Raw genomic sequence first — 22,039 nt, 5'->3', positions numbered from 1 at the left:
TTCAGCCACGTACATGAAACCGCATGAAAAAAGCCCGCCGGTTCAGGGCGGGCTTCATGAGGCAGGCGGCGACCTTACTTCGGCGTGCCGTGGACGACACCGGCGGTGTTGTCCAGCAGGCTCTTGGTCGCGGTCTGGATATAGGCCTCGAGTTTCTTCAGCATTTCCGGCTGGTCCGGGCTTTCGATGAGTTCGGCCTTGAACTCGCGACCCAACTGATAACGGTACATCCGCGGGGTCATGTCCTTGGACTCGATGAGGATGCGGTCGCCCTGTACCAGGCCAACGATCTGCTCGCTGCCCGACGGCTTGATCATGCCCACGCCCTGGTCGCCCTCAGGCAGGTTGAGCAGGTCGCGGCCCCAGCACTGGTGACGGGCCTGGCCACCCAGGCGGCCCATGATGGTCGGCACGATGTCGACCTGGGTGCCCACGGTGTGGTTGACCGCGCCAAACTTCTCCTGGATACCCGGGGCGATCAGCAGCAACGGCACGTTGAAGCGGCCCAGGTCCAGCTCGGTGACCTGCTGGTGGTTGCCGAAGCCGTGGTCACCGACGATGACGAACAGGGTGTCCTTGAAATACGGCTCCTTGCGGGCCTTCTCGAAGAACTGGCCCAGCGCCCAGTCGGAATAGCGCATGGCGGTCAGGTGCTCGTCCAGGCGCCCTTGCCCGGTGACCTTCTCCACCGGCAGGTCCTTGGGCAAGGCGTAAGGCGTGTGGTTGGAGAGGGTCTGCAGCAGCGCGTAGATCGGCTTCTTGCCGTCATGTCTGGCCAGTTCCTCGTTACCACGGTCGAACATGTCCTGGTCGGACACGCCCCAGGTCGGGTCGGAGAACACCGGATTGACGAAGTCGTTGCGGCCGATGAAGGTGGTCATGCCCTGGTTGCCGAAGAACCCGGACTGGTTGTCCCAGGCGAAGTCGCCGTTGTAGACGTAGACATCGTCATAGTCACGGGCACTGAGCAACGCCGGCAGGCCGGACAGCTTGTGGCCGCCTTCGGGGGTCTGCATCAGGTATTCGAAGCCCGGCAGGTTGGGGAAGCAGGCCATGGTGGCGAACATGCCCTGGTGGGTATGGGTGCCGTTGGAGAAGAAGCGGTCGAACAGCAGCCCCTCCTTGGCCAGCTTGTCGAAGTACGGGGTGATGTTGTTCGGGCTGCCCAGGGCGCCCACCGAGTGGCCGGCGAAGCTTTCCATGAGGATGACCACGACGTTCTTGACCGCCAGGGTGTTCTTCTGCGGCGGCAGGAAGTCACGACGGATCGGTGCTTCGTCGGCATCGACCAGGGTGTCGTTGGCAGTCAGCAGTTGCTCGCGCACGGTCTGGGTGGCCAGCGGCTGGTCGAGTACCGGCTTCCAGATGTTGGCGCGGTCCTCGCCGAAGCGGCTCTTGGCGGCGTCGATCAGGGTCAGCGTACCGTTCAGGCCCAGCTGGTTGACGAAGTTCGAGTCGGTGGTGAAGGCATCGCCCCAACGCATTGGCGGGCCCTGGCGCAGGGTGCCACGTGCGGCGACCACGGCCACCAGCAGCACGACCATGAACACCGCCAGGCGGCCATACCATGGCGCGACCTTGCGGCTGCCGGCGGGCTGGACGCTTTGCTCGCCACGGGTCAGGCGATCAATGCCCTTGAACAGCAAGCTCAGCAGCCAGGTGCCGACCAGCCAGGCCAGCAGGTAACGGACCACCGGGAAGCCGTACCAGAGCATGCTCATGACGGTCTTGGGGTCTTCCTTGATGTACTGGAACACCAGGCCATTCAGGCGCTGGTGGAACTCGCGGTAGAAGTCCATCTCCATCAGGCCGAGGAACATCACCACGCTCGAGGCGATGGTCAGCCAGAAGCGGAACAGCCCACGGCGCGCCATCAGCCAGGGGCTGAGCAGCGCCAACAGCAACGGGATGCTGATGTACACCACCACCCGCAGGTCGAAGCGCAGGCCATTGAAGAAGCCTTCGGCGACGGTGGAGTACGGCGTGTCGCCGATCATGTCGCTGTTGTAGACCAGCAGCGCCAGGCGCACCAGGCTGAGCATCAGCATGATCACCAGGCCACTGAGCACTGTGTAGGCCAGGTGGGATTTCAGGGTCGGCGAGAACGAGCCTCGCACGCCCTGTTGCTTCAAGGCGTCCGTGTTAGCCATGAATGGAGAGGTCCTAGGATTGCGGTTTGCGGGAAGGCGAGATCGCCGACAGCCTGGTGGTCGACCCCTCGAACGCGAGGTGGGACCAAGGCCGCATTGTGCGGCGCGGATTTTCAAAAATCGAGTGTGAAAATTTTGTCGAGAGCAGCCGGCCCTTACAAAGTTACACAGTTGGGATGAGCGGCTTCAGATCCGCACATTGCCCCGTGGCCCGGCAATCGCCCAGATGATCAGCCCCAGCACCGGCAGCAGCAGGATCAGCAGGATCCACAGCACCTTGATGCCGACCTCGGCGCCGCTCTTGAGCACATTGAGAATGGCCCAGATATCCAGGGCCAGGATGATCAGGCCGACCAGGCTGTTGAAGGTGGACCCCATGGCGCCGCTCCCGCACGGTAAATGTGTTCAAGAGCATAGCTGGCTATGGCCTCGATAGAAGGGAATCCTTGGCCGGGCGCACAGGTCAGTGGATAAACTGCTGTCATTCACTGCTCCGAGGTTCGCATGCCCCCCGCCCACACCCAAAGTGCCGCTCCCGACTCAATGCTCAGCGCCTGGCGGCAACAGGCCCGGGAAACGCCCTGGCTCAGCGCCGGCCTGGCCCTGAGCCTGCTGGCCGTCGCCGCTCTGCTGCTGGCGAGTCTGTGGAACGCGGTCAACGGCGACCATGCCGACAACCTGCACCTGGCCCTGCTTGGCGGGTTGTCGGGCTTCGGCGCGACCGCCCTGGGCGCGGTGCTGGCGGTGGTCCTGCGCGACGTCAACGCCCGCACCCAGGATGTGATGCTGGGCTTTGCCGCCGGCATGATGCTCGCCGCCAGTTCGTTCTCGCTGATCCTGCCGGGCCTGGATGCCGCCCGCGAAATCACTGGCAACGGCCCGGCGGCGGCCTTCACCGTGGTCCTGGGCATGGGCCTCGGGGTGCTGCTGATGCTGGGCCTCGACCGCTTCACCCCGCACGAGCATGAAAGCACCGGCCCTTGTGGCCCGCAGGCCGAGCGGGTCAACCGGGTGTGGCTGTTCGTGCTGGCCATCACCCTGCACAACCTGCCCGAGGGCATGGCCATCGGTGTGAGCTTCGCCAACGGCGACATGAACATCGGCCTGCCGCTGACCAGCGCCATCGCCATCCAGGACATCCCCGAAGGCCTGGCCGTGGCCCTGGCCCTGCGTGCCACGGGGCTGTCGAACTTCAAGGCGATGATGGTGGCGATCGGCTCGGGCCTGATGGAGCCGATGGGCGCGGTGATCGGCCTGGGCATTTCCACCGGCTTCGCCTTGGCCTACCCGATCAGCATGGGTCTGGCGGCGGGGGCGATGATCTTCGTGGTGTCCCACGAGGTGATTCCGGAGACCCACCGCAACGGGCACCAGACCGCGGCGACGCTGGGGCTGATGGGCGGATTCGCGGTGATGATGTTTCTTGATACCGCGTTAGGTTGAGGCACACATTCTCAGGCCGCTCCTACAGGGGAAGGTGCAAAATTCGTTGCTTAGACGTGCACCGCCACCTTCAGCGCCTCCAGCGCCGGCTCCACCTTGATGCCGACTGCCTCGCCCAACTCCAGCACACGGGCCAGGTCGTTCTGCCCCACCATCACCATCTGCAGCTCGTCATCGAGCAACTGGCTGAAGTTCAGCAGCACGTAGCCCCCGGCTTCCTTGTTCAACGCGCCCATCTGCACCTGGATGCGGTTGAGCGCGGTCAGCGCCTCGGTGCGCGCCAGCTGCTTGGGCTTGAGGGTGAACGGCACGCTCTTGTCGAACGAGTCGCTGATCTGCTGGAACAGGTCCTGGTAGCTGTCGGCCTGGAACAGCACGGTGTCGGGCAGGCTGCCGACCACCACCCATTCGCCCAGCGGGAACGGGAAGGTGTCGTCGTAGTTGATGTCCGGGTTGGCGGCGAGGAAGGCGGCGGGGTCGGCGTAGGCCTGGGCGGCCTCGGCGGCGATGCGCTCGATGTCCTCGTCGCGCATGCAGCCGGCGCCGATGAGGCTGATGAATTCGAGCAACTGGTCTTTCATGGGGGGCCCTGCGGATTGGCGTGAAAGGCGCCAAGGATAGCCGCAAACGCCCCCTAAGGGTTAGCCGGCCTTCGCCTCCAGGCGTGCGGCGGCATCCACCGCGCCCATGGTGCGCGCGGCCGTCAGCGCGGTGGCGCCGGCCGCGTCACGCCGTGCCGGATCGGCCCCCTGGGCCAGCAGGTAGTCGATGATCTCCAGGCGGTTGAACATCGCCGCCAGCATCAGCGCGGTGCGGCCGTCCGCGGCGGCGGCATCCACCGGCACGCCGTGCTCGAGCAGCAGGCGGATCATGGCCAGGTCGCCCTTGAAGGCAGCGCCGGCAATCGGCAACTGGCCGTTGTCATTGGCAATCAACGGATCGGCGCCATGGGCCAGCAGCACCCGCACGGCGTCGTGGTGGCCATGGTAGCTGGCCAGCATCAACAAGGTGTCGCCCTTGTGGTTGCGCAGGTCGGCGGGCAGGCCACCGTCAAGCAAGCGGCCGAGCATCGTCGCGTCGCCGCGGCGGGCGCGCTCGAAGACCTCGTCGGCGAAGGCCGCGGTTTCTTCGGCGGTCATGGTGGCGGGCTGGTGATCGGACATCGGGAACCTCCTGGCATCTGGCAATGGGCCAAGTCTCCATCAGGCAGCGGCGAGCGGTCCAAGGTTCAGATTCTATCGGCGGCACAGAGCCAGGCTATGACCATGGCCAGGCCATGACCGTGCAAAATGCACTGTGCAAAATGCACGGGCGTGCAGATTGCAATGCACAACCTTGAGCAAACAAATTTAACTCATTGATTTAAAAGGATTTTATCCAAATAAAAGGCTGGCACGGTCACTGCAATCATCAACTCAAGTCTGCCAGTACAACAGTCAGGAGTTGATATGGACCTCATCCAGGAAAAATTCGCCTCGGTCTTCGCCGCCTACCAGGTCACCACTCAACCGCGTCCGGACGGGGGTGTACTGCTGACCCTGCGCGCCAGCGACGGCGTGGTGACCCGCCGCGTGCTGACCTACGCGCAACTGCACAGCGCCGAGCAACTGTCCTGGGCGATCAGCGCCATCCGCCGTGACCTGGCCGGGCAGCCAAGCGAGCTGCCGGTAATCTCGATGCTGCAGAGCCAGCAGCGCTTCGCCCTGCCGACCTACCGCTGATCGCGCAACCCTCTTCGCGGGGCACGCCTGCGCTCACCCAAGGACAGCGTGAGCACAGGCGGCCCCGCGAGCCAATTCCTTTAGAATTCGTCGAGTCCGGCAAATTGCCGGGCCGTGGCATCGCCGGTGAACCGCGGCTGCACCGCCGAGTCACTGGCGAACAGACGCAGGGCCAGGCAGAACGGCGTGGCGCCCAGGTCCAGCCAGCGGCGCGTGCCGGCCGGCACCACCAGCACATCATCCTTCTCGCACAGCACGGCGTACACCGCATCCCCCAGGCGCAGGCTGACCTGGCCGCGCCCGCTGATCAGCGCGAACACTTCCTCGCCGTCATGCACATGCTCGTCGCGCAGGTCAGCCTGGCTCGGGTCGACGCCATCGCGGCTGAGCACGCCGAACACCCGGCTGCCATGGGCAGTCATCAACTGATCGAGCGGCCCACGGCACGCGGCAACCACCTCATCCTGGCTGCTGCCCGGGCGCAGCCGCGCACCAGACTGCCAGCGACCGAAGCGCACGCCCTGCTCGGCCAGGGTCACGGCGATGTCGTCGTGGTGGGTCAGCACCTTGTGCGGCAGTTCCGGGCTGGACGGGTCGAATACGCTAAGGATGCTCATCAGGGGTGGTTCCTGCTGTCTTTGAGTCGGGAGGCAATGATAACGGCTGCCGCGAGCGCCGCGACGCTGGCCATACCAAAGGTGAAGTGCGGGCCCAGCAATTTCCAGCTGTAGCCCGAGTACAGGGCGCCCAACGCGCCGCCGGTGCCCGAGAGCGCCGCGTACAGCGCCTGGCCCTGGCCCTGCTGGCGGGCGCCGAAACTGGCCTGGACGAAGGCGATGGCCGCGGCGTGGAAGCAGCCGAACGTGGCCGCATGCAGCACCTGGGCGAACACCAGCACTGCCGGGATATCCGCCAGGTTGCCCAGCAGCAGCCAGCGCAAGGCGGCCAGCACAAAGCTGGCCAGAAGCACCTTGCGCACGGAAAAACGGGCGAAGATCCGGCTCATGGCCATGAACACCAGTACCTCGGCCACCACTCCGAGCGCCCACAGCAGACCGATGGCACCACGGCTGTAGCCCAGGTGCTCCAGGTGCAGGGTGAGGAAGGTGTAGTACGGCCCGTGGCTGAGCTGCATGAGGGCCACGCACACATAGAAGGCCAGCACGCCGGGTGCCCGCACCTGCGCGAGAAAGCCCCCTGCCCCGCGACGCTCGGTCTGCTCCACGGGTTGCGCGTTGGGCACCCAGAGGCTGGCGGCGACAATCCCGGCCATGATCGCTACCAGCGCCACCGGGTAGATGTCCAGACTCAGCCATTCGAACAGGCGCCCAAGCCCGACCACCGCGAGGATGAAGCCGATCGAGCCCCATAACCGCACCTGGCTGTAGCGCGCCGTCTGGCCATGCAAGTGGGCCAGGGTGATCACCTCGAACTGCGGCAGCACCGCATGCCAGAAGAACGCGTGCAGGGCCATGACCATCGCCAGCCAGGCATAGCTCTTGGCGAAGAAGATCAGCGAAAAGGTCGCCAGTGTCGACAGCGCGCCCAGGCGCACGATCAGCAGGCGCTGGCCGCTGCGGTCGCCCAGCCAGCCCCACAGGTTGGGAGCGATGCAGCGCATCAACATGGGGATGGCCACCAGCTCGCCGATGCGTGCCGGGGAGAAACCCAGGTGGTCGAAATACAAGGCCAGGAACGGCGCGGTGGAGCCGAGCAGGGCGAAGTAGAAGAGGTAGAAGCTGGAGAGGCGCCAGTAGGGGATCGGAGGCATGGGAAGTCCGTTCAGAAGCTTGCGGCCCTATCGCGGGGCAAGCCCGCTCCCACGCTGGAGTTCGTGGGAGCGGGCTTACCCCGCGATAGGGCCGGGACTGTCAGAGCTGGCCCAGCACCGGGGTGTTGACCCTCACTTCGGCATTCTGCGCCCGGTGGCGCAGCAGGTGGTCCATCAAGGCGATGGCCATCATCGCCTCGGCGATCGGCGTGGCGCGGATGCCCACGCATGGGTCGTGACGGCCCTTGGTAATCACCTCGACCGGGTTGCCGTCGACGTCGATCGAGCGGCCCGGGGTGGTGATGCTCGAGGTCGGCTTGAGCGCCAGGTGGGCGACGATCGGCTGGCCCGAAGAGATACCGCCGAGGATGCCGCCGGCATTGTTACTGAGGAAGCCCTCCGGGGTCAGTTCGTCACGGTGCTCGGTGCCACGCTGGGCGACGCTGGCGAAGCCGGCGCCGATTTCCACGCCCTTGACCGCATTGATGCTCATCAGCGCATGGGCAAGCTCCGCGTCGAGGCGGTCGAAGATCGGCTCGCCCAGGCCCGGCATCACGCCTTCGGCGACCACGGTGATCTTCGCTCCCACCGAGTCCTGGTCGCGGCGCAGTTGGTCCATGTAGGCCTCGAGCTCCGGCACCTTGTCCGGGTCGGGGCTGAAGAAGGCGTTCTGCTCGACCGAGTCCCAGGTCTTGAACGGGATCTCGATCGGGCCGAGCTGGCTCATGTAGCCGCGCACGCGGATGCCCTGGGTGGCCAGGTACTTCTTGGCGATGGCGCCAGCCGCCACACGCATCGCGGTTTCGCGCGCCGAACTGCGGCCACCGCCGCGGTAGTCGCGGATACCGTACTTGTGGTGGTAGGTGTAGTCGGCGTGGGCCGGGCGGAAGAGGTCCTTGATCGCCGAATAGTCCTTGGACTTCTGGTCGGTGTTGCGAATCAGAAGCCCGATCGAGCAACCGGTGGTGCGGCCTTCGAATACGCCGGAGAGGATCTCCACTTCGTCCGGTTCCTGGCGCTGGGTGGTATGCCGGCTGGTGCCGGGCTTGCGCCGGTCGAGGTCGTGCTGCAGGTCGGCGAGGGAGATTTCCAGGCCTGGCGGGCAGCCGTCGACAATGGCGACCAACGCCGGACCATGGCTCTCGCCAGCGGTGGTGACAGTGAACAGCTTGCCGTAGGTATTGCCGGACATGGACGCTCCGCGAATCTGCCTGAAGTGGTCGAAACCGGCAGTATACGGAAAACAGCGGGGATTTGGGGGCCGTGCTTACCCGGCGACGAGCCCCGCGAACCTTCAGCTTGGCCAAAGGTCGAAACATCAACTTCCCATGTAGTCCCCGTCCATGAAGTCGCGCCTCGCCGCCCTGCTCCTGCTGTTCTGCGCCAGCCTCGCCCAGGCAGCCCCCACCGTGCTGCAACGCCCCATCGACCTGGACACCGGCCAGGGCGTGCTGCATGGCAGCCTGCTGCTGCCGCAACAAGCCACCCCGCCGCCGGTGGTGCTGATCATCGCCGGCTCCGGCCCCACCGACCGCGATGGCAACAACCCCGCCTCCGGGCGCATCGACAACCTCAAGCGCCTGGCCTTGTTGCTGGCCGGCGAGCACATCGCCAGCGTGCGCTTCGACAAGCGTGGCGTGGCCGCCAGCCAGCCGGCCACCCCCGATGAGCGCGACCTCAGCGTCGAGCGCTATGTCGCCGATGTGGTGGCCTGGGGGCGTGCGTTGCGCCAGGACCCGCGCTTCGGCCCGCTGATCCTGGTCGGCCACAGCGAAGGCGCGTTGATCGCCAGCCTGGCCGCCGAACAGGCCGGCGCCAGCGCGGTGATCACCTTGGCCGGCAGCGGCCGGCCGGTGGCCGACGTGTTGCGCGAACAACTGGCCCTGCGCCTGCCCCCGGCGCAATTGGCCGGTGGCGTGGCACTGATCGACCGCCTGCAGGCCGGGCAGACCAGCCTCGACGTGCCCGCCCCGCTGCGTCAGGTGTTCCGCCCCAGCGTGCAGCCGTACCTGATCACCCTGCTGCACCAGGACCCGGCGGCGGCGTTCGCCCGGCTCAAGGTGCCCGCGCTGATCGTCCAGGGCCGCAACGACATCCAGGTGGAGGTGGCCGACGCCGAGCGTCTCAAGGCCGCAAAGCCCGACGCCCAACTGGCGCTGATCGACGGCATGAACCACATGCTGCGCATCAGTCCCCGGGAGATGGGCCAGCAGCGGGACAGCTACCGCAATCCTGAATTACCGCTGGCCCGAGAGCTGGGAGAGCGCATCGTCCTGTTCATCCACGGGCTGCCGCAGGCCTGAAAGCACCCTCAGGTATTGGCTTGGCCTGCCGATAACGCGGCTAAGAAGGCAGTGATCCGGGGGCATGCGCGCCCGAATCGCGGGCAAGCCCACATCTGCGATGTCCTTGCAGGTACTGGCACCCGGCCGCCGTGCACCTGAGGATTCCCTGATGACCGATGCCCCCGCCGCCGAGGCGACCGAAGAACAAGCCCCGGAAAGCGCCCCGCTGCCCTGGGCGGACCTTGCCGCCGAGCATTTCCAGTTGCTGCGCCTGGCGCCGCTGCCGACCGACCGCAACAGCGGCGCCCGCCCCCTGCGATTTGTCCAGTTCGGCTACGCCGAACGCCACGACAAGGCCCACAGCCTGCTGCGCATGGAAATCCGCCTGCCGGGGCAGAAGGTGCGCAAGGAGCAGAACCAGCTGGACATCCGCGTCGACCATGAAACGCGTACAGTGCGCATCGGCGACCCGGCCGGCCTGCAGCTGGAGCCGCTGAACCGTGGCCTTGGCCGCTACCTGCTGGCGCAGGCGGTGCAGTGGCTGCAGCAGCGTTGCTCGCACTATCAGGTCGAGGGCATGAGCTTGCCGAACAAGGACGCTCTGAACGAAGACACCCGCCTGCGCCGCGACCGCGTGCTGAGCAGTGTCGGCCTGGCGGTGGAGTACACCGACGGCCAACTGCTCAAGGGGCGCTTGGTGGAAACGCCAGTGGGCCAGCTCAAGGGCGGCTGGAACACCGAGAAGGTCCAGCGCGTGGACAATCTCGAGGCTGCCGGCATGCTGCAGCAAGCCGAGCAGAATCTGATGGAGAAGGAAGCCCAGTTACGCGAACGTGACGAGCGCGTGGCCAAGTACCGCCGCGAGGACAGCGGCCTGCGCTTCACCATCACCTGCCTGGTGGCGTTCGCGGTATTCCAGGCCGGGTTGCTGATCTGGATCGCCACTCGCTGACCCGCCCCACGCGATCCGCGTAGGAGCGGCCTTGCCGAGGCGTCGGACCGGTCGGAAAGGGCCGCAAAGCGGCCCCAGGGTTGAAGCGTTGACACATCAATCGCCGGGGCTGCTTCGCAGCCTTTCGCGACACAAGGCCGCTCCTACAGGGGGCGGTGTGAATCCTTCAGACCCGCGCCTTGAACAGCTCCTGATGCTGCCGGCACTGTTCGGCCGTCAGCATGAACACCCCGTGCCCACCGCGCTCGAACTCCAGCCAGGCGAAGTCCACCTCGGGATAGAGCGACTCGACGTGCACCTGACTGTTGCCCACCTCGACGATCATCAGGCCCTTGTCGGTCAAGTGGTCGGCCGCCTCCGCCAGCATGCGCCGCACCAGGTCCAGGCCGTCGTTGCCACAGGCCAGGCCCAGCTCGGGCTCATGATGGTACTCGGCCGGCATGTCGCCGAAATCCTCGGCATCGACATACGGCGGATTGGACAGGATCAGATCGAAGCGCTGCCCCGGCAGGCCGGCGAAACCATCGCCCTGCACGGTGTACACCCGCTCATCGAGGCCATGGCGCTCAATGTTCTGGTTAGCCACTTCCAGCGCATCGAAGGACAGGTCGGCCAGCACCACCTCGGCGTCCTGGAACACCTCGGCGGCGACGATGCCGATACAGCCCGAGCCGGTGCACAGGTCGAGGATGCGCGCCGGCTCCGCAGCCAGCCACGGCTCGAAGCGTTTCTCGATCAGTTCGCCGATGGGCGAGCGCGGTACCAGCACCCGCTCGTCGACGATGAACGACATGCCGCAGAACCAGGCCTCGCCCAGCAAGTAGGCGGTGGGCACGCGCTCTTCGATACGGCGCTTGAGCAGGTGCTGCAGGCGTACCGTTTCGTCATCCTCCAGCGCGCAGTCCAGATAGCTGTCGGCCACCTCCCAGGGCAGGTGCACCGCGCCGAGCACCAGCAGGCGGGCTTCGTCCCAGGCGTTGTCGGCACCGTGGCCGAAGAACAGCTCATGTTCATGGAAGCGGCTGACCGCCCAGCGGATATGGTCGCGCAGGGTGCGCAGGCGGGATGTGATCACGGGGTACTCCTTTTCAGACAGGACAAAAGTCTAACAGCCCACACCACACATTTGTTTCCTCCGATCGCCTAACCGATAGCCACAAGCCAGCAACCACGCTGCCTGCGCTGTCAACCATTCACATTGGCGTCAAGGCAAGGGAGAATAGGAGCACAAAAGCCCTACCCAAGGAGCCCTTGATGTCCGTTCCAACCACGATGTTCCGCCTCACTGGCCGCGACTACCCGCCGGCCAGGCTGGGCCAAGCCAGCCTGATCGTCATCGACGCGCAGAAGGAATACCTGAGCGGTCCGCTGGCGCTGTCGGGCATGGACGAGGCCGTGGCGAACATTGCCAGGTTGCTCGATGCCGCCCGCAAGGCCGGCCGCCCGATCATCCACGTGCGCCACCTCGGCACCGTCGGCGGTCGCTTCGACCCCCAGGGCCCGGCGGGCGAGTTCATCCCGGGCCTGGAGCCGCGCGCCGGTGAGATCGTCATCGAAAAGCGCATGCCCAACGCCTTCAAGAACACCAAGCTGCACGAAACGCTGCAGGAGCTCGGCCACCTCGACCTGATCGTCTGCGGTTTCATGAGCCATTCCAGCGTCAGCACCACCGTGCGCCGCGCCAAGGACTATGGTTATCGCTGCACCCTGGTGGAAGACGCCTCGGCGACCCGCGACCTGGCCCTGGGGGACACCGTGATCCCCGCCGCGCAGATCCACCAGTGCGAAATGGCCGTGATGGCCGATAACTTCGCCTGCGTCGCGCCCACCGCCAGCCTGGTCTGAACCACGACCGCCCGGCGGACAGGCGGAACCCGAAGGTGACCCACAGGTCGAAATCCGGATCAGCTCCACCAGATCCAGAGGAATTCGAATGAAGCTCAAAGGCAGTTTCGATGCCAAGCGCCTGCGCCAGCGCGAGCCGAGCAACTGGGGCGCACGGGTTGCCGCCGCCCTTTCCGTGCTGCTGGCCACCCTGGGCATACTGCTCGCCATGGCCGGCTTCGCCGGCCTGCTGGGCAATTACGCCGCGCTGGCCGAGCTCAATGCCAACCGCCCACTGTCGGCGATTCTCGTCGTGGTCGGGTTTTTGCTGCTGTGGATCGGCGTGCGCGTCTGGCGACGCAGCCGCATCCGCCTGCGCCGTGGCCGCGAGTTGAACCTGTCGCCGCACCTGATGAAGAAGCACGACTGACAGATTTACACGTCCCCCTGTTGGAGCGGCCTTGCGTCGCGAAAGGGCTGCAAAGCAGCCCAGGATTTCCGCTTCGATGTATAGATCGCCGGGGCCGCGTTGCGGCCCTTTCGCGACGCAAGGCCGCTCCCACAGGGGGGGCAGTTCCCTAGGCAATCTCCAAAAAAAAACCTCGCGCAGCTCAGGGCTTCACTCCGGCGCACAGTCGCGTAAACTACGCCGCCCACGTGGAGGCACCATGCAAGACGACGACTTTTCCCTCTTCCGCAGCCAAGTGCAGGGCGTCAAGCCGATCAAGCACGACCGCGCCGAAGTCGGCAAACCCAAGGCCGACCGCAAGCAGCTGGCCGGTCTGCGCCAGGCAGCGACCGTCCGCAGCGACCAGCCGCTGGTGATTGATGGCCTGTCCGACCAGTTCGTCATCGACGTCGGCGCCGAGGATGAACTGATGTGGCGCCGTGACGGCGTCCAGGAAACCCAGATCCGCAAGCTCAAGCTCGGCCAGATCGCCTTCGAGGGCAGCCTCGACCTGCATGGCATGAGCGTCGAGAAGGCCCGCGAGACACTCTGGGACTTCATCGCCGAGGCGACCAAGCTCGAAGTGCGCTGCGTGCGCGTCACCCACGGCAAGGCCGCGCGCCTGGACGGCAAGCGCCCGATGATCAAGAGCCACGTCAACACCTGGCTGCGCCAGCACCCGCAGGTGCTCGGCTTCGCCTCATGCCAGGCCCGCCACGGCGGTACCGGCGCGGTGTACGTGATGCTCAAGCGAACCATGCTCGAAGGCCGCGACGAGTGACATCGCGCTTGCAGCGCCGCCGTCGCCGCCGTACCCTTCGTCTTTGCGAAATTTTCCACAGGTAGATCCATGTCCCTGGAACAGAACTACACCGCGATCCTCAGCCAGATCGGCGAGGACGTCTCCCGCGAGGGCCTGCTCGACACGCCCAAGCGGGCCGCAAAGGCCATGAAATACCTTTGCCGCGGTTATGAGCAAACCCTGGAAGAAGTGACCAACGGCGCGTTGTTCACCTCCGACAACAGCGAAATGGTGCTGGTCCGGGATATCGAGCTGTACTCGATGTGCGAACACCACATGCTGCCGTTCATCGGCAAGGCCCACGTGGCCTACCTGCCCAAGGGCAAGGTGCTGGGCCTGTCCAAGGTGGCGCGTATCGTCGACATGTACGCCCGTCGCCTGCAGATCCAGGAAAACCTCAGCCGCCAGATCGCCGAGGCCGTGCAGCAGGTGACCGGCGCCGCGGGCGTGGCGGTGGTCATCGAGGCCAAACACATGTGCATGATGATGCGCGGTGTCGAAAAACAGAACTCGACCATGCTCACTTCGGTGATGCTCGGCGAATTCCGTGAGAATGCCGCCACCCGTAGCGAGTTCCTCAGCCTGATCAAGTGATCGGCCTGTGTCCCGAGCCGACCCTATGGGGTCGGCTTTTTCATTTCAGGAGTTGCCCATGATCGTCAAAGCCCTGCGAGTCGGCCTCGGCCAGCTAATCGTGTTCGGCGACTGGATCAGCCGCCCGGCGAAAAAGAAGCGCGATGCCGCGGCCCAGGCCCAGGTCGAGCAGCAGGCCAAGGACCTGGCGCTGTACCAGTTCCACGCCTGCCCGTTCTGCGTGAAGACCCGTCGCACCCTGCACCGCCTGAACGTACCGGTGGCGCTGCGCGATGCCAAGAACGACCCGCAGCACCGCCAGGCGCTGCTCGAAGGCGGCGGCCGGGTGAAGGTACCGTGCCTGCGGATCGAGGAGGACGGCAAGGTGACCTGGATGTATGAGTCCAAGGACATCATTGCCTATCTGGACAAACGCTTCGCGGCGGTCTGACAGATCGCCGATGCGACTTGCCCCGCGATGAGGCCGGTCAATCCACCATCGGCACATGCCGTGGATGACTGGCCACCCGCGCCAGCCAGGCCTGCACGGCCGGGTAACCCGCCAGGTCGAAACCGCCCTGATGCGCCACATGGGTATAGGCATACAACGCCACATCGGCAATCGAATACTGTTCGCCGACCAGGTAAGGCGTCATTTCCAGCTGTTTGTTCATCACCTTGAGCGCCTTGTAGCCGCCCTTGTGCAGCCCCCTGTACTCCTCCAGGCGCTCGTCGGGCAAGCCCAGGTAGAACTGGATGAAGCGCGCCACGGCAATGTACGGCTCATGGCTGTACTGCTCGAAGAACTGCCACTGCAGGACCTGGGTACGCAAGCGTGGCTCGCTGGGCAGGAACTCGCTGCCATCGGCCAGGTAGTTGAGAATCGCGTTGGACTCCCACAAGCACGTGCCGTCCTCGAGCTTGAGCACCGGCACCTTGCCGTTGGGGTTCATGGCCAGGAACGCGGGGGTTTCGGTCTCGCCCTTGAGAATATCCACCGGGTGCCACTCATACGGACGGTCGAGCAGGCTCAGCATCAGCTTGACCTTGTAGCAGTTGCCCGACTGGTAATCCCCATACACCTTGTACATCGCCCCTCCCCTTTCACGCAGTTGCGCAGTAATACCCCATAGTTGGCGACTGTACGGCTAAATGCAATGCCTGCTGTATGGCAAGGATCACGCCATTGCACGGTAGCCTGAAAAAACTGCTTACACCTGCACAAGGAATTCCCCATGACCGATGCCACCTCCGCGCGCCTGCGGCCGCTGGCGGACAGCTCCCCGTCGGCGGTCGTCGCCGGCTTCATCGCCATGCTCACCGGCTATACCAGCTCGCTGGTGCTGATGTTCCAGGCCGGCCAGGCCGCCGGCCTGACCAGCGCGCAGATCTCGTCGTGGATCTGGGCCCTGTCGATCGGCATGGCGGTGTGCAGCATCGGCCTGTCGCTGCGCTACCGTACCCCGGTCACCGTGGCCTGGTCGACACCCGGCGCGGCGCTGCTGATCACCAGCCTCGGCGGCGTCACCTACGGCGAGGCCATCGGTGCCTATATCACCTGCGCCGTGCTGGTGCTGATATGCGGCCTGACCGGCAGTTTCGAGCGCCTGGTGCGACGCATCCCCGCCTCGCTCGCCTCGGCCCTGCTGGCCGGCATCCTGTTCAAGATCGGCAGCGAGATCTTCGTCGCCGCCCAGCATCGCACGGTGCTGGTGCTAGGCATGTTCTTCAGCTACCTGCTGGTCAAGCGCCTGTCACCGCGCTACTGCGTGCTGGCCGCGCTGCTGGTTGGCACCGCGCTGTCCGGCGCCCTGGGGCTGCTGGACTTCAGCGGCTTCCAGCTGGAGATCGCCACCCCGGTATGGACCACGCCGAGCTTCTCGCTGGCGGCGACCATCAGCATCGGCATCCCTCTGTTCGTGGTGGCCATGACCTCGCAGAACATGCCCGGCGTCGCCGTGCTGCGCGCCGACGGCTACCAGGTGCCGGCCTCGCCGCTGATCTCGGCCACCGGGTTCGCCTCGCTGCTGCTGGCGCCGTTCGGCTCCCACGGCATCAACCTGGCCGCAATCAGCGCGGCGATCTGCACCGGGCCACATGCCCATGAAGACCCCGCCAAGCGCTACACGGCAGCGGTGTGGTGCGGAATCTTCTACGGCATCGCCGGCACCTTCGGCGCGACCCTGGCGGCGCTGTTCGGCGCCCTGCCCAAGGAACTGGTGCTGTCGATCGCCGCCCTGGCGCTGTTCGGCTCGATCATGAACGGCCTGAGCGTGGCCATGGGCGAGGCACGCGAGCGCGAGGCGGCGCTGATCACCTTCATGGTCACGGCGTCGGGGTTCACCCTGTTCTCGATCGGCTCGGCGTTCTGGGGGATCGTGGCGGGGGTGCTGACCTTGCTGATCCTCAGTCCGCGCAGGGGCTGACAACGCTATCGCGGGGCAAGCCAGCTCCCACGCCCAGCCCCCGTGAGCGGGCATGCGTGGGAGCGGGCTTGCCCCGCGATAGGGCCGCCACCGCCAATCACAGGCGAAAGTGCCCCACCATCCCCTTCAGGTCACTGCCCAGTTGCGCCAGCTCGACGCTTGAGCGGGCATTGTCCTGCATCGCCAGCGCCGCCTGGTCGGCGCTGCCACGGATCTGGGTGACGCTGCGGCTGATTTCCTCCGCCACCGAACTTTGCTGCTCGGCCGCCGCAGCAATCTGCTGGTTCATCTGCTGGATCAACGACACCGCCGCGGCGATGCTGCCCAGGGCGCTCTCGGTCTGCAGCGTGTCGGCCACCGCCAGGCGCACCAGCTCGGTGCTGCCACGGATCTGCGTCACCGACTGCTGGGCGTTGCCGCGCAGGCTGGCGACCAGCCGTTCGATCTCCTCGGTGGACTGCTGGGTACGCCGGGCCAGCGCGCGCACTTCATCGGCCACCACGGCGAAGCCACGGCCCTGCTCGCCGGCGCGGGCTGCCTCGATCGCCGCGTTGAGCGCCAGCAGGTTGGTCTGTTCGGCCACGCTCTTGATCACCTCCAGCACATCACCGATGGTATGGATCTCGGCGCTGAGACTGTCGATACCACTGCTGGCGGTTTCGGCCGCCACCGCCAGCTGCTCGATGCGCTGCATGCTCTGGCGCACCACCTGCTGCCCCGACTCGACCTTGTCGTCGGCATCCTGGGCCGCCTGGGCTGCCTGCTCGGCGTTGCGCGCCACATCGTGAACCGTCGCGGTCATCTGCTGCATGGCGGTGGCCACCTGCTCGGTCTCGTCCTTCTGGCTGCCCACTTCGCGGTTGGTCTGCTCGGTCACCGCCGACAAGGCCTGGGCGCTGCCGGCCAGCTGATCGATACCCTGCTGCAGGCCACTGACGATGCCCGACAGCCCCTCGGCCATCTGCTGCATGGCCTGCAGCAGTTGACCGACCTCGTCGGCACGCGGCGGCTCGGCCTCGATACCCAACTCGCCTGCGGCAATGCGCCGGGCACGGCTGATCACCCGCTTGAGCGGCGCGACCACGGCACGGGTGATCAACCAGGCCGCCAGCACGCCTACCAGCAGAGCCAGGGCCGTGGCCGCGGCGATGGCCACGGTGTTGCGCGCAAGCTCCGCCTGCATGGCCTGATCCTGGGCGACGTAGGCCTGGTCGACCCGCGTGGTGACCTGCTCGGCCCGGGCCTGCAACTGATCCTTGATCCCCCGCTCCTGGCCCAGCAGGTCGGTGTACTCGTTGAGTTTTTCGGAAAAACTCGCGATATGCCCAGCCACTTCGCCCAGCACGCTCTGGTAGCCGGCGTCGGTGACCGCCGACTTGAGCTGCTCCACCAGGCCGGCCGCCTCCACCGTTTGGGCGATGCGCCCCTCGGCAACGGCCTCGCCGCCCTTGCGGCTCTGCTCCAGGCGTACCCGGGCCTCGTCCATGGCCTGCAGCATCAGCCGCGACACCTGCGCCACCTGCCCGGCCTGCTCGAGGAACTCACCGCCCTGCTGCCCCTGGGACTGCTTGAGGGTATAGGTGCCATCGTCGGCCAATCCGGCCTGCAGCACATCGAGGTTGTTGGCCACGCTCGACACCGACCAGCTGGCCATGTCCAGCGCCAGCTCCTTGGCCTGCACGGCCTGGACGAACTGATCGAAGGCCTGCCCGTAGGCGTTAAGGTCGGCCTCGGCCCAAGACAGCGCCGGCACCGCGCGGGCCCGCTCCACCAGCCCCTGCAGGCCAGTACGCAGGGCATCGGCCTCCTTGACGTCCGAGCGCAGGGCGAAGGCCTGTTCGTGCTGGCGCAGCTTTAACAGGTCAGTGTTGAACTGGGCCATCTGCCGCAGCTCCTCGAAGCGCTGGCCGACGTTGCCCAGGGCGTACACACCGATGGCGGCCACCACCAGGGTGAGCAGCAACACCAGGGCGAAACCCAGGCCCAACTTGCGCGCCATGCCCAGGTTGGCCAATACACCGTGCTTGGTCGCCGTCATCACCGCCCTCCTCGCCTTTTGGCCCTCTGCCAACGGCAAGAGTGACAATGGCGCCGACCTCGTCACAAGGGGCGGGCGCGCGAATGGTGTCATTTAGCTATGAGCGTGTCGCTTTCAGACTGCCGGAGGTCGCCCCGCATGCCGGAAAAACGCCTGGGCCCGGGAATCCTGTCCATAGGCGACATTGATCCGCAGCCAGTCACTGGCCCGCCCCTGCGGATCGAAGGCGCTGCCCGGGGTGAGCAGCACCGCATGCTCCAGCGCCAATCGCTCCAGCTCGGCAAAGTCGCGCCCAGGCACCCGGGCCCATACGAACATGCCGCCTACCGGCTCGCAAAACACCTCCCAGCCGCAGGCCTCCAGCTGCCCCAGGGTCGTGGCTCGGTGCTGACCCAAGCGCAATCGCAGACGCTGCACGCTCTTGCGGTAGCCGCCATTGGCCAGCATCTGCCCGACCACCTGTTCGGCGAAGCGCGAGGTGCCAATGCCAGCCACCATCTTCAGTTCGGCCAGGCGCGCGATCAACGGCGGGTCGGCCACAAGGTAGCCGACCCGCAACGAACTGCTGAGGGTCTTGGAAAAGCTGCCCAGGTAGATCACCCGCTGCTCGCTGTCGAGGGTCGCCAGGCGCGTGGCCGGGCCGTCCTGGAAGTCCGCATACAGATCGTCCTCGACGATCCGCAGGTCATGCTCACGGGCCAGTTCCAGCAAGCGGTAGGCCACCTTGGGCGTCAGGCAGGTGCCAGTCGGGTTCTGGTACAGGCTGTTGATGAACAGGCAGCGGGGCTGGTGCTCGGCCAGCAACTGCTCGAGCACCACCAGGTCCGGGCCAGTGGCGGTGCGCGGCACCTCGAGCATGTGCACACCGTGCAGGCGCAGCAAGTTGTACAGGTTGTAATAGCCGGGGCGCTCCACCAGCACTGTATCTCCCGGATTCAGCAAGGTTCGCACCAGCAGGTCCAGGGCATGGCTGGCGCCCTGGGTGGTGACGATCCGCTCCGGCTCGGCGGCGATATCCAGCCGCGCCAGCCCCTTGTGCAGTTGCAGACGCAGACTGGCCAGGCCCTGGGGCGGGCAGTAGTCGAACAGCGCCTCGGGCGCGCCGCGGCTGACCTGGCGGATGGCCTGGGCCAGCTCGGCTTCGGCGCGCCAGGCCACCGGCAGCCAGCCACAGCCGAGCTTGAGCAATTGTTCATGGCCTTCGCGAAACTGCCGCCAACTGCCGTCGATCGCCTCACCCCAGGACTCCCCAGGGTCGGGTCGCAGGCCCGGTTTGCGCTCGGCGACAAAGAAGCCCGCGCCATGCCGCGCCTGCAGCCAGCCGTTGGCCGCCAGGCGGTCGTAGGCCTCGATTACGCAGGAGGCGCTTACCGCCTGGGCCTTGGCCAGCGCGCGGATCGACGGCAGGCGCGCACCGGGGCGCAGGCGCTGCTGTTCGATCCAGGCCTGCAGGTGCTCGGTCAGTTGCTGGACCAAGGGGATGGGAAGATCACGATCAAGATGAAAATGCATGGCAAGTGTTCGCTGTTTTCAGGCAAACAGTTAAGCATAAATGCTCCGCGAGTGTGCCTTGGCGAGCACCACTGCCAAGGCCGATGCTGCCAACCACTGTCACTGCCTTGCGGATCCGTACCGATGTCCACTCGCCATGCCCCAGTCCTGCTGGCCTTCGCCCTGTGCCTGATCACCCTCGCGGTGAACCTGCAGGCCCCGCTGTACATCACCTACGCCGACCTGTCCGGGCAAGGCGCGGCGGCGACCGCCGTGGCCTTCTCCGGCTATGTGCTCGGCGTGCTGCCGGTGCTGTTGGCCCTCGGCGGCCTGGCCGACCGGGTGGGCAGACGCCCGCTGATCCTGGTCGCGCTGGCCCTGTCGATGGTCGCCACGCTGCTCATGCTGCTGGCACCGAGCCTGCAGATGCTGGGCCTGGCGCGCCTGTTCCTGGGGCTGGGCACAGGCCTTGCCTCGGCCACCGCCACCGCCTACATGAGCGAACTGATGGCGCCGGACGCCGATAGCCACGCCGCCACCTGGGTCACTGCCAGCACGTCGCTCGGTTTCGGCCTGGGCGCGGCACTGACCAGCCTGTTCCTGCTGCGCGGCCCGACCCTCACCCCCGGCAGTTTCCACCTGCAACTGGCATTGGCCGCCCTCGCCTTGCTGCTGGTCTGGCGTCTTCCCGACCCTCGTCCGGCGCAGTGCAGCGCCATGCTGCGCCTGCCCTGCTACCCCGCCGGCAGCCTGGCCTATGGTTTGGCGATCCTGCTGGCCTGGGCCTGTGTCGGGCTGGTGATCGCCCTGCTGCCGGGGATCCTGCGTCAGCACGGGCTGAGTGCCTGGTCGGGGTTCTCGACCTTCTGCGTGATCAGTTGCGGCTTGTTGTTCCAGCCGCTGGCCCGGCGCCTGGCCAGTGCCCAGGCGACCTTGCTGGGGCTGCTGATCCTGCCGTGCAGCTACGCGCTGCTGGCCTGGGGGGCCGACAGCGGCAATCTGCTGGGTGTGCTGTTGGGCGCCGTGGCCGCGAGCAGCGCCTGCTATGGCTTCATCTACCTGGGTGGCTTGGCGGCGGTGAATGAGCGGGCCGGGAGCGAGAAGACCCGGGCCAGTGCCGGGTTCTTCCTGCTCGCCTACCTGGGATTCAGCCTGCCGGTGATTTTTACCGGATTGCTCAGCGACCGGCTCGGCTCGCGACTGGCGCTGATCGCCTTCGGCGGCGTGTTGCTGCTCGGCTGCGCGGCCGTGGCACTGACGCTGTGGGTAACTTCGTTCAGATCGCCAACGCGCCGCCATCGACAGTCAGACTGTGCCCCGTCGTGAACGCCGCGCCATCGCTGCACAGGTACAGCACCGCGCTGGCGATCTCCTCGACCTTGCCGATACGCCCGACCGGGTGCATCGCCGCGGCGAACTCGGCCTTGCGCGGATCGGCCTCGTAGGCGCGGCGGAACATGTCGGTGTCGATCACCGCCGGGCATACCGCGTTGACCCGGATACCCTTTTTCGCATACTCGATGGCGGCCGATTTGGTCAGGCCGATCACCGCATGCTTGGACGCCGCGTAGATGCTCATCTTCGGCGCCGCCGACAGCCCTGCCACCGAGGCGGTGTTGACGATGGCCCCACCGCCCTGAGCCAGCAACAGCGGGAGCTGATACTTCATGCACAGCCACACACCCTTGACGTTGACCCCCATGATCGCATCGAACTCCGCCTCGCTGCCCTCCGCCAGGCGCCCCTTCTCGATCTCGATACCGGCGTTGTTGAAGGCATAGTCGAGCCGGCCATAGGCCGTGATGACCTGCTCATGCAACTGACGCACATCGTCGTCACGGGTGACATCGCAGGCGACGAACAGCGCCTCGCCGCCAGCCTGGCGAATCAGCGCCACGGTGGTTTCACCGCCGGTCGCGTCACGGTCGGCCACCACCACCTTGAGCCCCTCGGCGGCGAATGCCTGGGCCGTCGCCCGGCCGATGCCCGCCGCGCCACCGGTGACCAGGGCAACCTGGCCGGAGAAAGTCATGCTCATCACTGGCTCCTGCAAAAGGATGGGAAGTCGTGGCTGAGTCTAGTCAGGGCACCGCCGGGCTGGGCAGCATCATCAAG

At 66.2% G+C, this 22,039-nt stretch carries 23 protein-coding genes and 1 pseudogene; 11 read left to right on the top strand and 13 right to left on the bottom strand.

Annotation, left to right across the window (positions count from 1 at the left end; genetic code table 11):
* Positions 1-74: 74 nt before the first annotated feature.
* Together ACVWZ5_RS09715 and ACVWZ5_RS09710 are read right to left on the bottom strand one after the other, a co-directional pair.
* On the bottom strand, positions 75-2,150 hold the full coding sequence (locus ACVWZ5_RS09715; RefSeq protein ID WP_260270282.1) for an LTA synthase family protein: 2,076 nt from the start codon (positions 2,148-2,150) through the stop codon (positions 75-77).
* Positions 2,151-2,336: 186 nt separating this feature from the next.
* A complete protein-coding gene (locus ACVWZ5_RS09710) occupies positions 2,337-2,528 on the bottom strand; it encodes a PLDc N-terminal domain-containing protein (protein WP_023629733.1) in 192 nt (63 codons plus the stop codon).
* Between the two features lie 126 nt (positions 2,529-2,654).
* Between ACVWZ5_RS09710 and ACVWZ5_RS09705 the strand changes: the two genes are divergently transcribed.
* Positions 2,655-3,593 (top strand): ZIP family metal transporter, encoded by a 939-nt coding sequence (locus tag ACVWZ5_RS09705; RefSeq protein ID WP_457340581.1) that lies wholly within the window; start codon positions 2,655-2,657, stop codon positions 3,591-3,593.
* A 50-nt stretch (positions 3,594-3,643) separates the two neighbouring features.
* Here the strand turns inward: ACVWZ5_RS09705 and ACVWZ5_RS09700 are convergent, their stop codons facing one another.
* Together ACVWZ5_RS09700 and ACVWZ5_RS09695 are read right to left on the bottom strand one after the other, a co-directional pair.
* Positions 3,644-4,174 carry a hypothetical protein gene (locus ACVWZ5_RS09700; protein WP_062573245.1) on the bottom strand — a complete coding sequence of 177 codons (531 nt, stop codon included), beginning with the start codon at positions 4,172-4,174 and terminating at the stop codon, positions 3,644-3,646.
* 60 nt (positions 4,175-4,234) lie between these two features.
* Positions 4,235-4,756 carry an ankyrin repeat domain-containing protein gene (locus ACVWZ5_RS09695; protein ID WP_050704643.1) on the bottom strand — a complete coding sequence of 174 codons (522 nt, stop codon included), beginning with the start codon at positions 4,754-4,756 and terminating at the stop codon, positions 4,235-4,237.
* Between the two features lie 285 nt (positions 4,757-5,041).
* Here ACVWZ5_RS09695 and ACVWZ5_RS09690 point away from each other — a divergent pair, with 285 nt between their 5' ends.
* Entirely contained in the window at positions 5,042-5,314 is a 273-nt protein-coding gene (locus ACVWZ5_RS09690; protein ID WP_028691763.1) for a DUF3509 domain-containing protein, read from the top strand.
* Positions 5,315-5,394: 80 nt separating this feature from the next.
* Here the strand turns inward: ACVWZ5_RS09690 and ACVWZ5_RS09685 are convergent, their stop codons facing one another.
* The 3 genes from ACVWZ5_RS09685 to aroC all read right to left on the bottom strand — a co-directional run bounded on the left by ACVWZ5_RS09685 (position 5,395) and on the right by aroC (position 8,277).
* Complete coding sequence (locus ACVWZ5_RS09685; RefSeq protein ID WP_258800841.1) at positions 5,395-5,931, bottom strand: oxidase; 537 nt, start codon at positions 5,929-5,931, stop codon at positions 5,395-5,397.
* A complete protein-coding gene (locus ACVWZ5_RS09680) occupies positions 5,931-7,085 on the bottom strand; it encodes an MFS transporter (protein WP_457340580.1) in 1,155 nt (384 codons plus the stop codon). Before ACVWZ5_RS09680 ends, ACVWZ5_RS09685 begins: the two co-directional genes overlap by 1 nt.
* Before the next feature lie 100 nt (positions 7,086-7,185).
* Entirely contained in the window at positions 7,186-8,277 is a 1,092-nt protein-coding gene (gene aroC / locus ACVWZ5_RS09675; RefSeq protein ID WP_062573242.1) for a chorismate synthase, read from the bottom strand.
* A gap of 151 nt (positions 8,278-8,428) precedes the next feature.
* On the opposite strand from aroC, the gene ACVWZ5_RS09670 reads away from it, so the two are divergent.
* Positions 8,429-9,388 carry an alpha/beta hydrolase gene (locus ACVWZ5_RS09670; protein ID WP_062573241.1) on the top strand — a complete coding sequence of 320 codons (960 nt, stop codon included), beginning with the start codon at positions 8,429-8,431 and terminating at the stop codon, positions 9,386-9,388.
* A gap of 151 nt (positions 9,389-9,539) precedes the next feature.
* On the top strand, positions 9,540-10,322 hold the full coding sequence (locus tag ACVWZ5_RS09665; protein ID WP_062573240.1) for a hypothetical protein: 783 nt from the start codon (positions 9,540-9,542) through the stop codon (positions 10,320-10,322).
* 166 nt (positions 10,323-10,488) lie between these two features.
* On the opposite strand, the gene prmB is transcribed toward ACVWZ5_RS09665, so the two are convergent.
* Positions 10,489-11,397, bottom strand: coding sequence for a 50S ribosomal protein L3 N(5)-glutamine methyltransferase (gene prmB / locus ACVWZ5_RS09660; RefSeq protein ID WP_028691769.1), 909 nt, complete (start codon positions 11,395-11,397; stop codon positions 10,489-10,491).
* Positions 11,398-11,576: 179 nt separating this feature from the next.
* Here prmB and ACVWZ5_RS09655 point away from each other — a divergent pair, with 179 nt between their 5' ends.
* The 5 genes from ACVWZ5_RS09655 to ACVWZ5_RS09635 all read left to right on the top strand — a co-directional run bounded on the left by ACVWZ5_RS09655 (position 11,577) and on the right by ACVWZ5_RS09635 (position 14,420).
* A complete protein-coding gene (locus tag ACVWZ5_RS09655) occupies positions 11,577-12,167 on the top strand; it encodes a cysteine hydrolase family protein (protein ID WP_062573239.1) in 591 nt (196 codons plus the stop codon).
* Between the two features lie 88 nt (positions 12,168-12,255).
* Positions 12,256-12,576, top strand: coding sequence for a hypothetical protein (locus ACVWZ5_RS09650; protein ID WP_062573238.1), 321 nt, complete (start codon positions 12,256-12,258; stop codon positions 12,574-12,576).
* Positions 12,577-12,814: 238 nt separating this feature from the next.
* A complete protein-coding gene (locus ACVWZ5_RS09645; RefSeq protein WP_062361568.1) occupies positions 12,815-13,375 on the top strand; it encodes a Smr/MutS family protein in 561 nt (186 codons plus the stop codon).
* A gap of 69 nt (positions 13,376-13,444) precedes the next feature.
* Positions 13,445-13,990 (top strand): GTP cyclohydrolase I FolE, encoded by a 546-nt coding sequence (gene folE / locus ACVWZ5_RS09640; protein ID WP_023631546.1) that lies wholly within the window; start codon positions 13,445-13,447, stop codon positions 13,988-13,990.
* A 58-nt stretch (positions 13,991-14,048) separates the two neighbouring features.
* Entirely contained in the window at positions 14,049-14,420 is a 372-nt protein-coding gene (locus ACVWZ5_RS09635) for a glutaredoxin family protein (RefSeq protein WP_084941784.1), read from the top strand.
* Between the two features lie 37 nt (positions 14,421-14,457).
* Here the strand turns inward: ACVWZ5_RS09635 and ACVWZ5_RS09630 are convergent, their stop codons facing one another.
* On the bottom strand, positions 14,458-15,060 hold the full coding sequence (locus ACVWZ5_RS09630; RefSeq protein WP_069017490.1) for a glutathione S-transferase family protein: 603 nt from the start codon (positions 15,058-15,060) through the stop codon (positions 14,458-14,460).
* 144 nt (positions 15,061-15,204) lie between these two features.
* On the opposite strand from ACVWZ5_RS09630, the gene ACVWZ5_RS09625 reads away from it, so the two are divergent.
* Entirely contained in the window at positions 15,205-16,395 is a 1,191-nt protein-coding gene (locus ACVWZ5_RS09625; protein WP_050704631.1) for a benzoate/H(+) symporter BenE family transporter, read from the top strand.
* Between the two features lie 97 nt (positions 16,396-16,492).
* Here the strand turns inward: ACVWZ5_RS09625 and ACVWZ5_RS09620 are convergent, their stop codons facing one another.
* From ACVWZ5_RS09620 to ACVWZ5_RS09610, 3 genes and pseudogenes are all read right to left on the bottom strand, one after another.
* Positions 16,493-17,356 (bottom strand): methyl-accepting chemotaxis protein, encoded by an 864-nt coding sequence (locus tag ACVWZ5_RS09620; RefSeq protein WP_374982302.1) that lies wholly within the window; start codon positions 17,354-17,356, stop codon positions 16,493-16,495.
* Positions 17,351-17,578: pseudogene (locus tag ACVWZ5_RS09615) on the bottom strand (HAMP domain-containing protein); the annotation flags it as partial. The gene ACVWZ5_RS09620 and the pseudogene ACVWZ5_RS09615, both read right to left, overlap by 6 nt.
* A gap of 969 nt (positions 17,579-18,547) precedes the next feature.
* Positions 18,548-19,945 carry an aminotransferase-like domain-containing protein gene (locus tag ACVWZ5_RS09610; RefSeq protein WP_241411926.1) on the bottom strand — a complete coding sequence of 466 codons (1,398 nt, stop codon included), beginning with the start codon at positions 19,943-19,945 and terminating at the stop codon, positions 18,548-18,550.
* Between the two features lie 123 nt (positions 19,946-20,068).
* Between ACVWZ5_RS09610 and ACVWZ5_RS09605 the strand changes: the two genes are divergently transcribed.
* Positions 20,069-21,250: an MFS transporter gene (locus ACVWZ5_RS09605; protein WP_457340579.1), complete on the top strand. Its 1,182-nt coding sequence runs from the start codon at positions 20,069-20,071 to the stop codon at positions 21,248-21,250.
* Here ACVWZ5_RS09605 and ACVWZ5_RS09600 read toward each other — a convergent pair.
* Complete coding sequence (locus ACVWZ5_RS09600) at positions 21,201-21,962, bottom strand: SDR family oxidoreductase (RefSeq protein ID WP_062573232.1); 762 nt, start codon at positions 21,960-21,962, stop codon at positions 21,201-21,203. The genes ACVWZ5_RS09605 and ACVWZ5_RS09600 overlap by 50 nt on opposite strands.
* Between the last annotated feature and the right edge of the window lie 77 nt (positions 21,963-22,039).

Source organism: Pseudomonas sp. TE6283 (assembly GCF_054060555.1).
This window is presented reverse-complemented; position numbering and strand designations above follow the sequence as displayed.

Coding starts and splice junctions, on each gene's coding strand:
- ACVWZ5_RS09635 (WP_084941784.1), top strand. CDS start 14,049: ATGATCGTCAAAGCCCTGCGAGTCGGCCTCGGCCAGCTAATCGTGTTC.
- ACVWZ5_RS09610 (WP_241411926.1), bottom strand. CDS start 19,945: ATGCATTTTCATCTTGATCGTGATCTTCCCATCCCCTTGGTCCAGCAA.
- ACVWZ5_RS09670 (WP_062573241.1), top strand. CDS start 8,429: ATGAAGTCGCGCCTCGCCGCCCTGCTCCTGCTGTTCTGCGCCAGCCTC.
- ACVWZ5_RS09700 (WP_062573245.1), bottom strand. CDS start 4,174: ATGAAAGACCAGTTGCTCGAATTCATCAGCCTCATCGGCGCCGGCTGC.
- ACVWZ5_RS09685 (WP_258800841.1), bottom strand. CDS start 5,931: ATGAGCATCCTTAGCGTATTCGACCCGTCCAGCCCGGAACTGCCGCAC.
- ACVWZ5_RS09695 (WP_050704643.1), bottom strand. CDS start 4,756: ATGTCCGATCACCAGCCCGCCACCATGACCGCCGAAGAAACCGCGGCC.
- ACVWZ5_RS09605 (WP_457340579.1), top strand. CDS start 20,069: ATGTCCACTCGCCATGCCCCAGTCCTGCTGGCCTTCGCCCTGTGCCTG.
- ACVWZ5_RS09655 (WP_062573239.1), top strand. CDS start 11,577: ATGTCCGTTCCAACCACGATGTTCCGCCTCACTGGCCGCGACTACCCG.
- ACVWZ5_RS09620 (WP_374982302.1), bottom strand. CDS start 17,356: ATGGCCGAGGGGCTGTCGGGCATCGTCAGTGGCCTGCAGCAGGGTATC.
- ACVWZ5_RS09600 (WP_062573232.1), bottom strand. CDS start 21,962: ATGAGCATGACTTTCTCCGGCCAGGTTGCCCTGGTCACCGGTGGCGCG.
- ACVWZ5_RS09690 (WP_028691763.1), top strand. CDS start 5,042: ATGGACCTCATCCAGGAAAAATTCGCCTCGGTCTTCGCCGCCTACCAG.
- aroC (WP_062573242.1), bottom strand. CDS start 8,277: ATGTCCGGCAATACCTACGGCAAGCTGTTCACTGTCACCACCGCTGGC.
- folE (WP_023631546.1), top strand. CDS start 13,445: ATGTCCCTGGAACAGAACTACACCGCGATCCTCAGCCAGATCGGCGAG.
- ACVWZ5_RS09710 (WP_023629733.1), bottom strand. CDS start 2,528: ATGGGGTCCACCTTCAACAGCCTGGTCGGCCTGATCATCCTGGCCCTG.
- ACVWZ5_RS09625 (WP_050704631.1), top strand. CDS start 15,205: ATGACCGATGCCACCTCCGCGCGCCTGCGGCCGCTGGCGGACAGCTCC.
- ACVWZ5_RS09650 (WP_062573238.1), top strand. CDS start 12,256: ATGAAGCTCAAAGGCAGTTTCGATGCCAAGCGCCTGCGCCAGCGCGAG.
- ACVWZ5_RS09645 (WP_062361568.1), top strand. CDS start 12,815: ATGCAAGACGACGACTTTTCCCTCTTCCGCAGCCAAGTGCAGGGCGTC.
- ACVWZ5_RS09630 (WP_069017490.1), bottom strand. CDS start 15,060: ATGTACAAGGTGTATGGGGATTACCAGTCGGGCAACTGCTACAAGGTC.
- ACVWZ5_RS09680 (WP_457340580.1), bottom strand. CDS start 7,085: ATGCCTCCGATCCCCTACTGGCGCCTCTCCAGCTTCTACCTCTTCTAC.
- ACVWZ5_RS09705 (WP_457340581.1), top strand. CDS start 2,655: ATGCCCCCCGCCCACACCCAAAGTGCCGCTCCCGACTCAATGCTCAGC.
- ACVWZ5_RS09715 (WP_260270282.1), bottom strand. CDS start 2,150: ATGGCTAACACGGACGCCTTGAAGCAACAGGGCGTGCGAGGCTCGTTC.
- ACVWZ5_RS09665 (WP_062573240.1), top strand. CDS start 9,540: ATGACCGATGCCCCCGCCGCCGAGGCGACCGAAGAACAAGCCCCGGAA.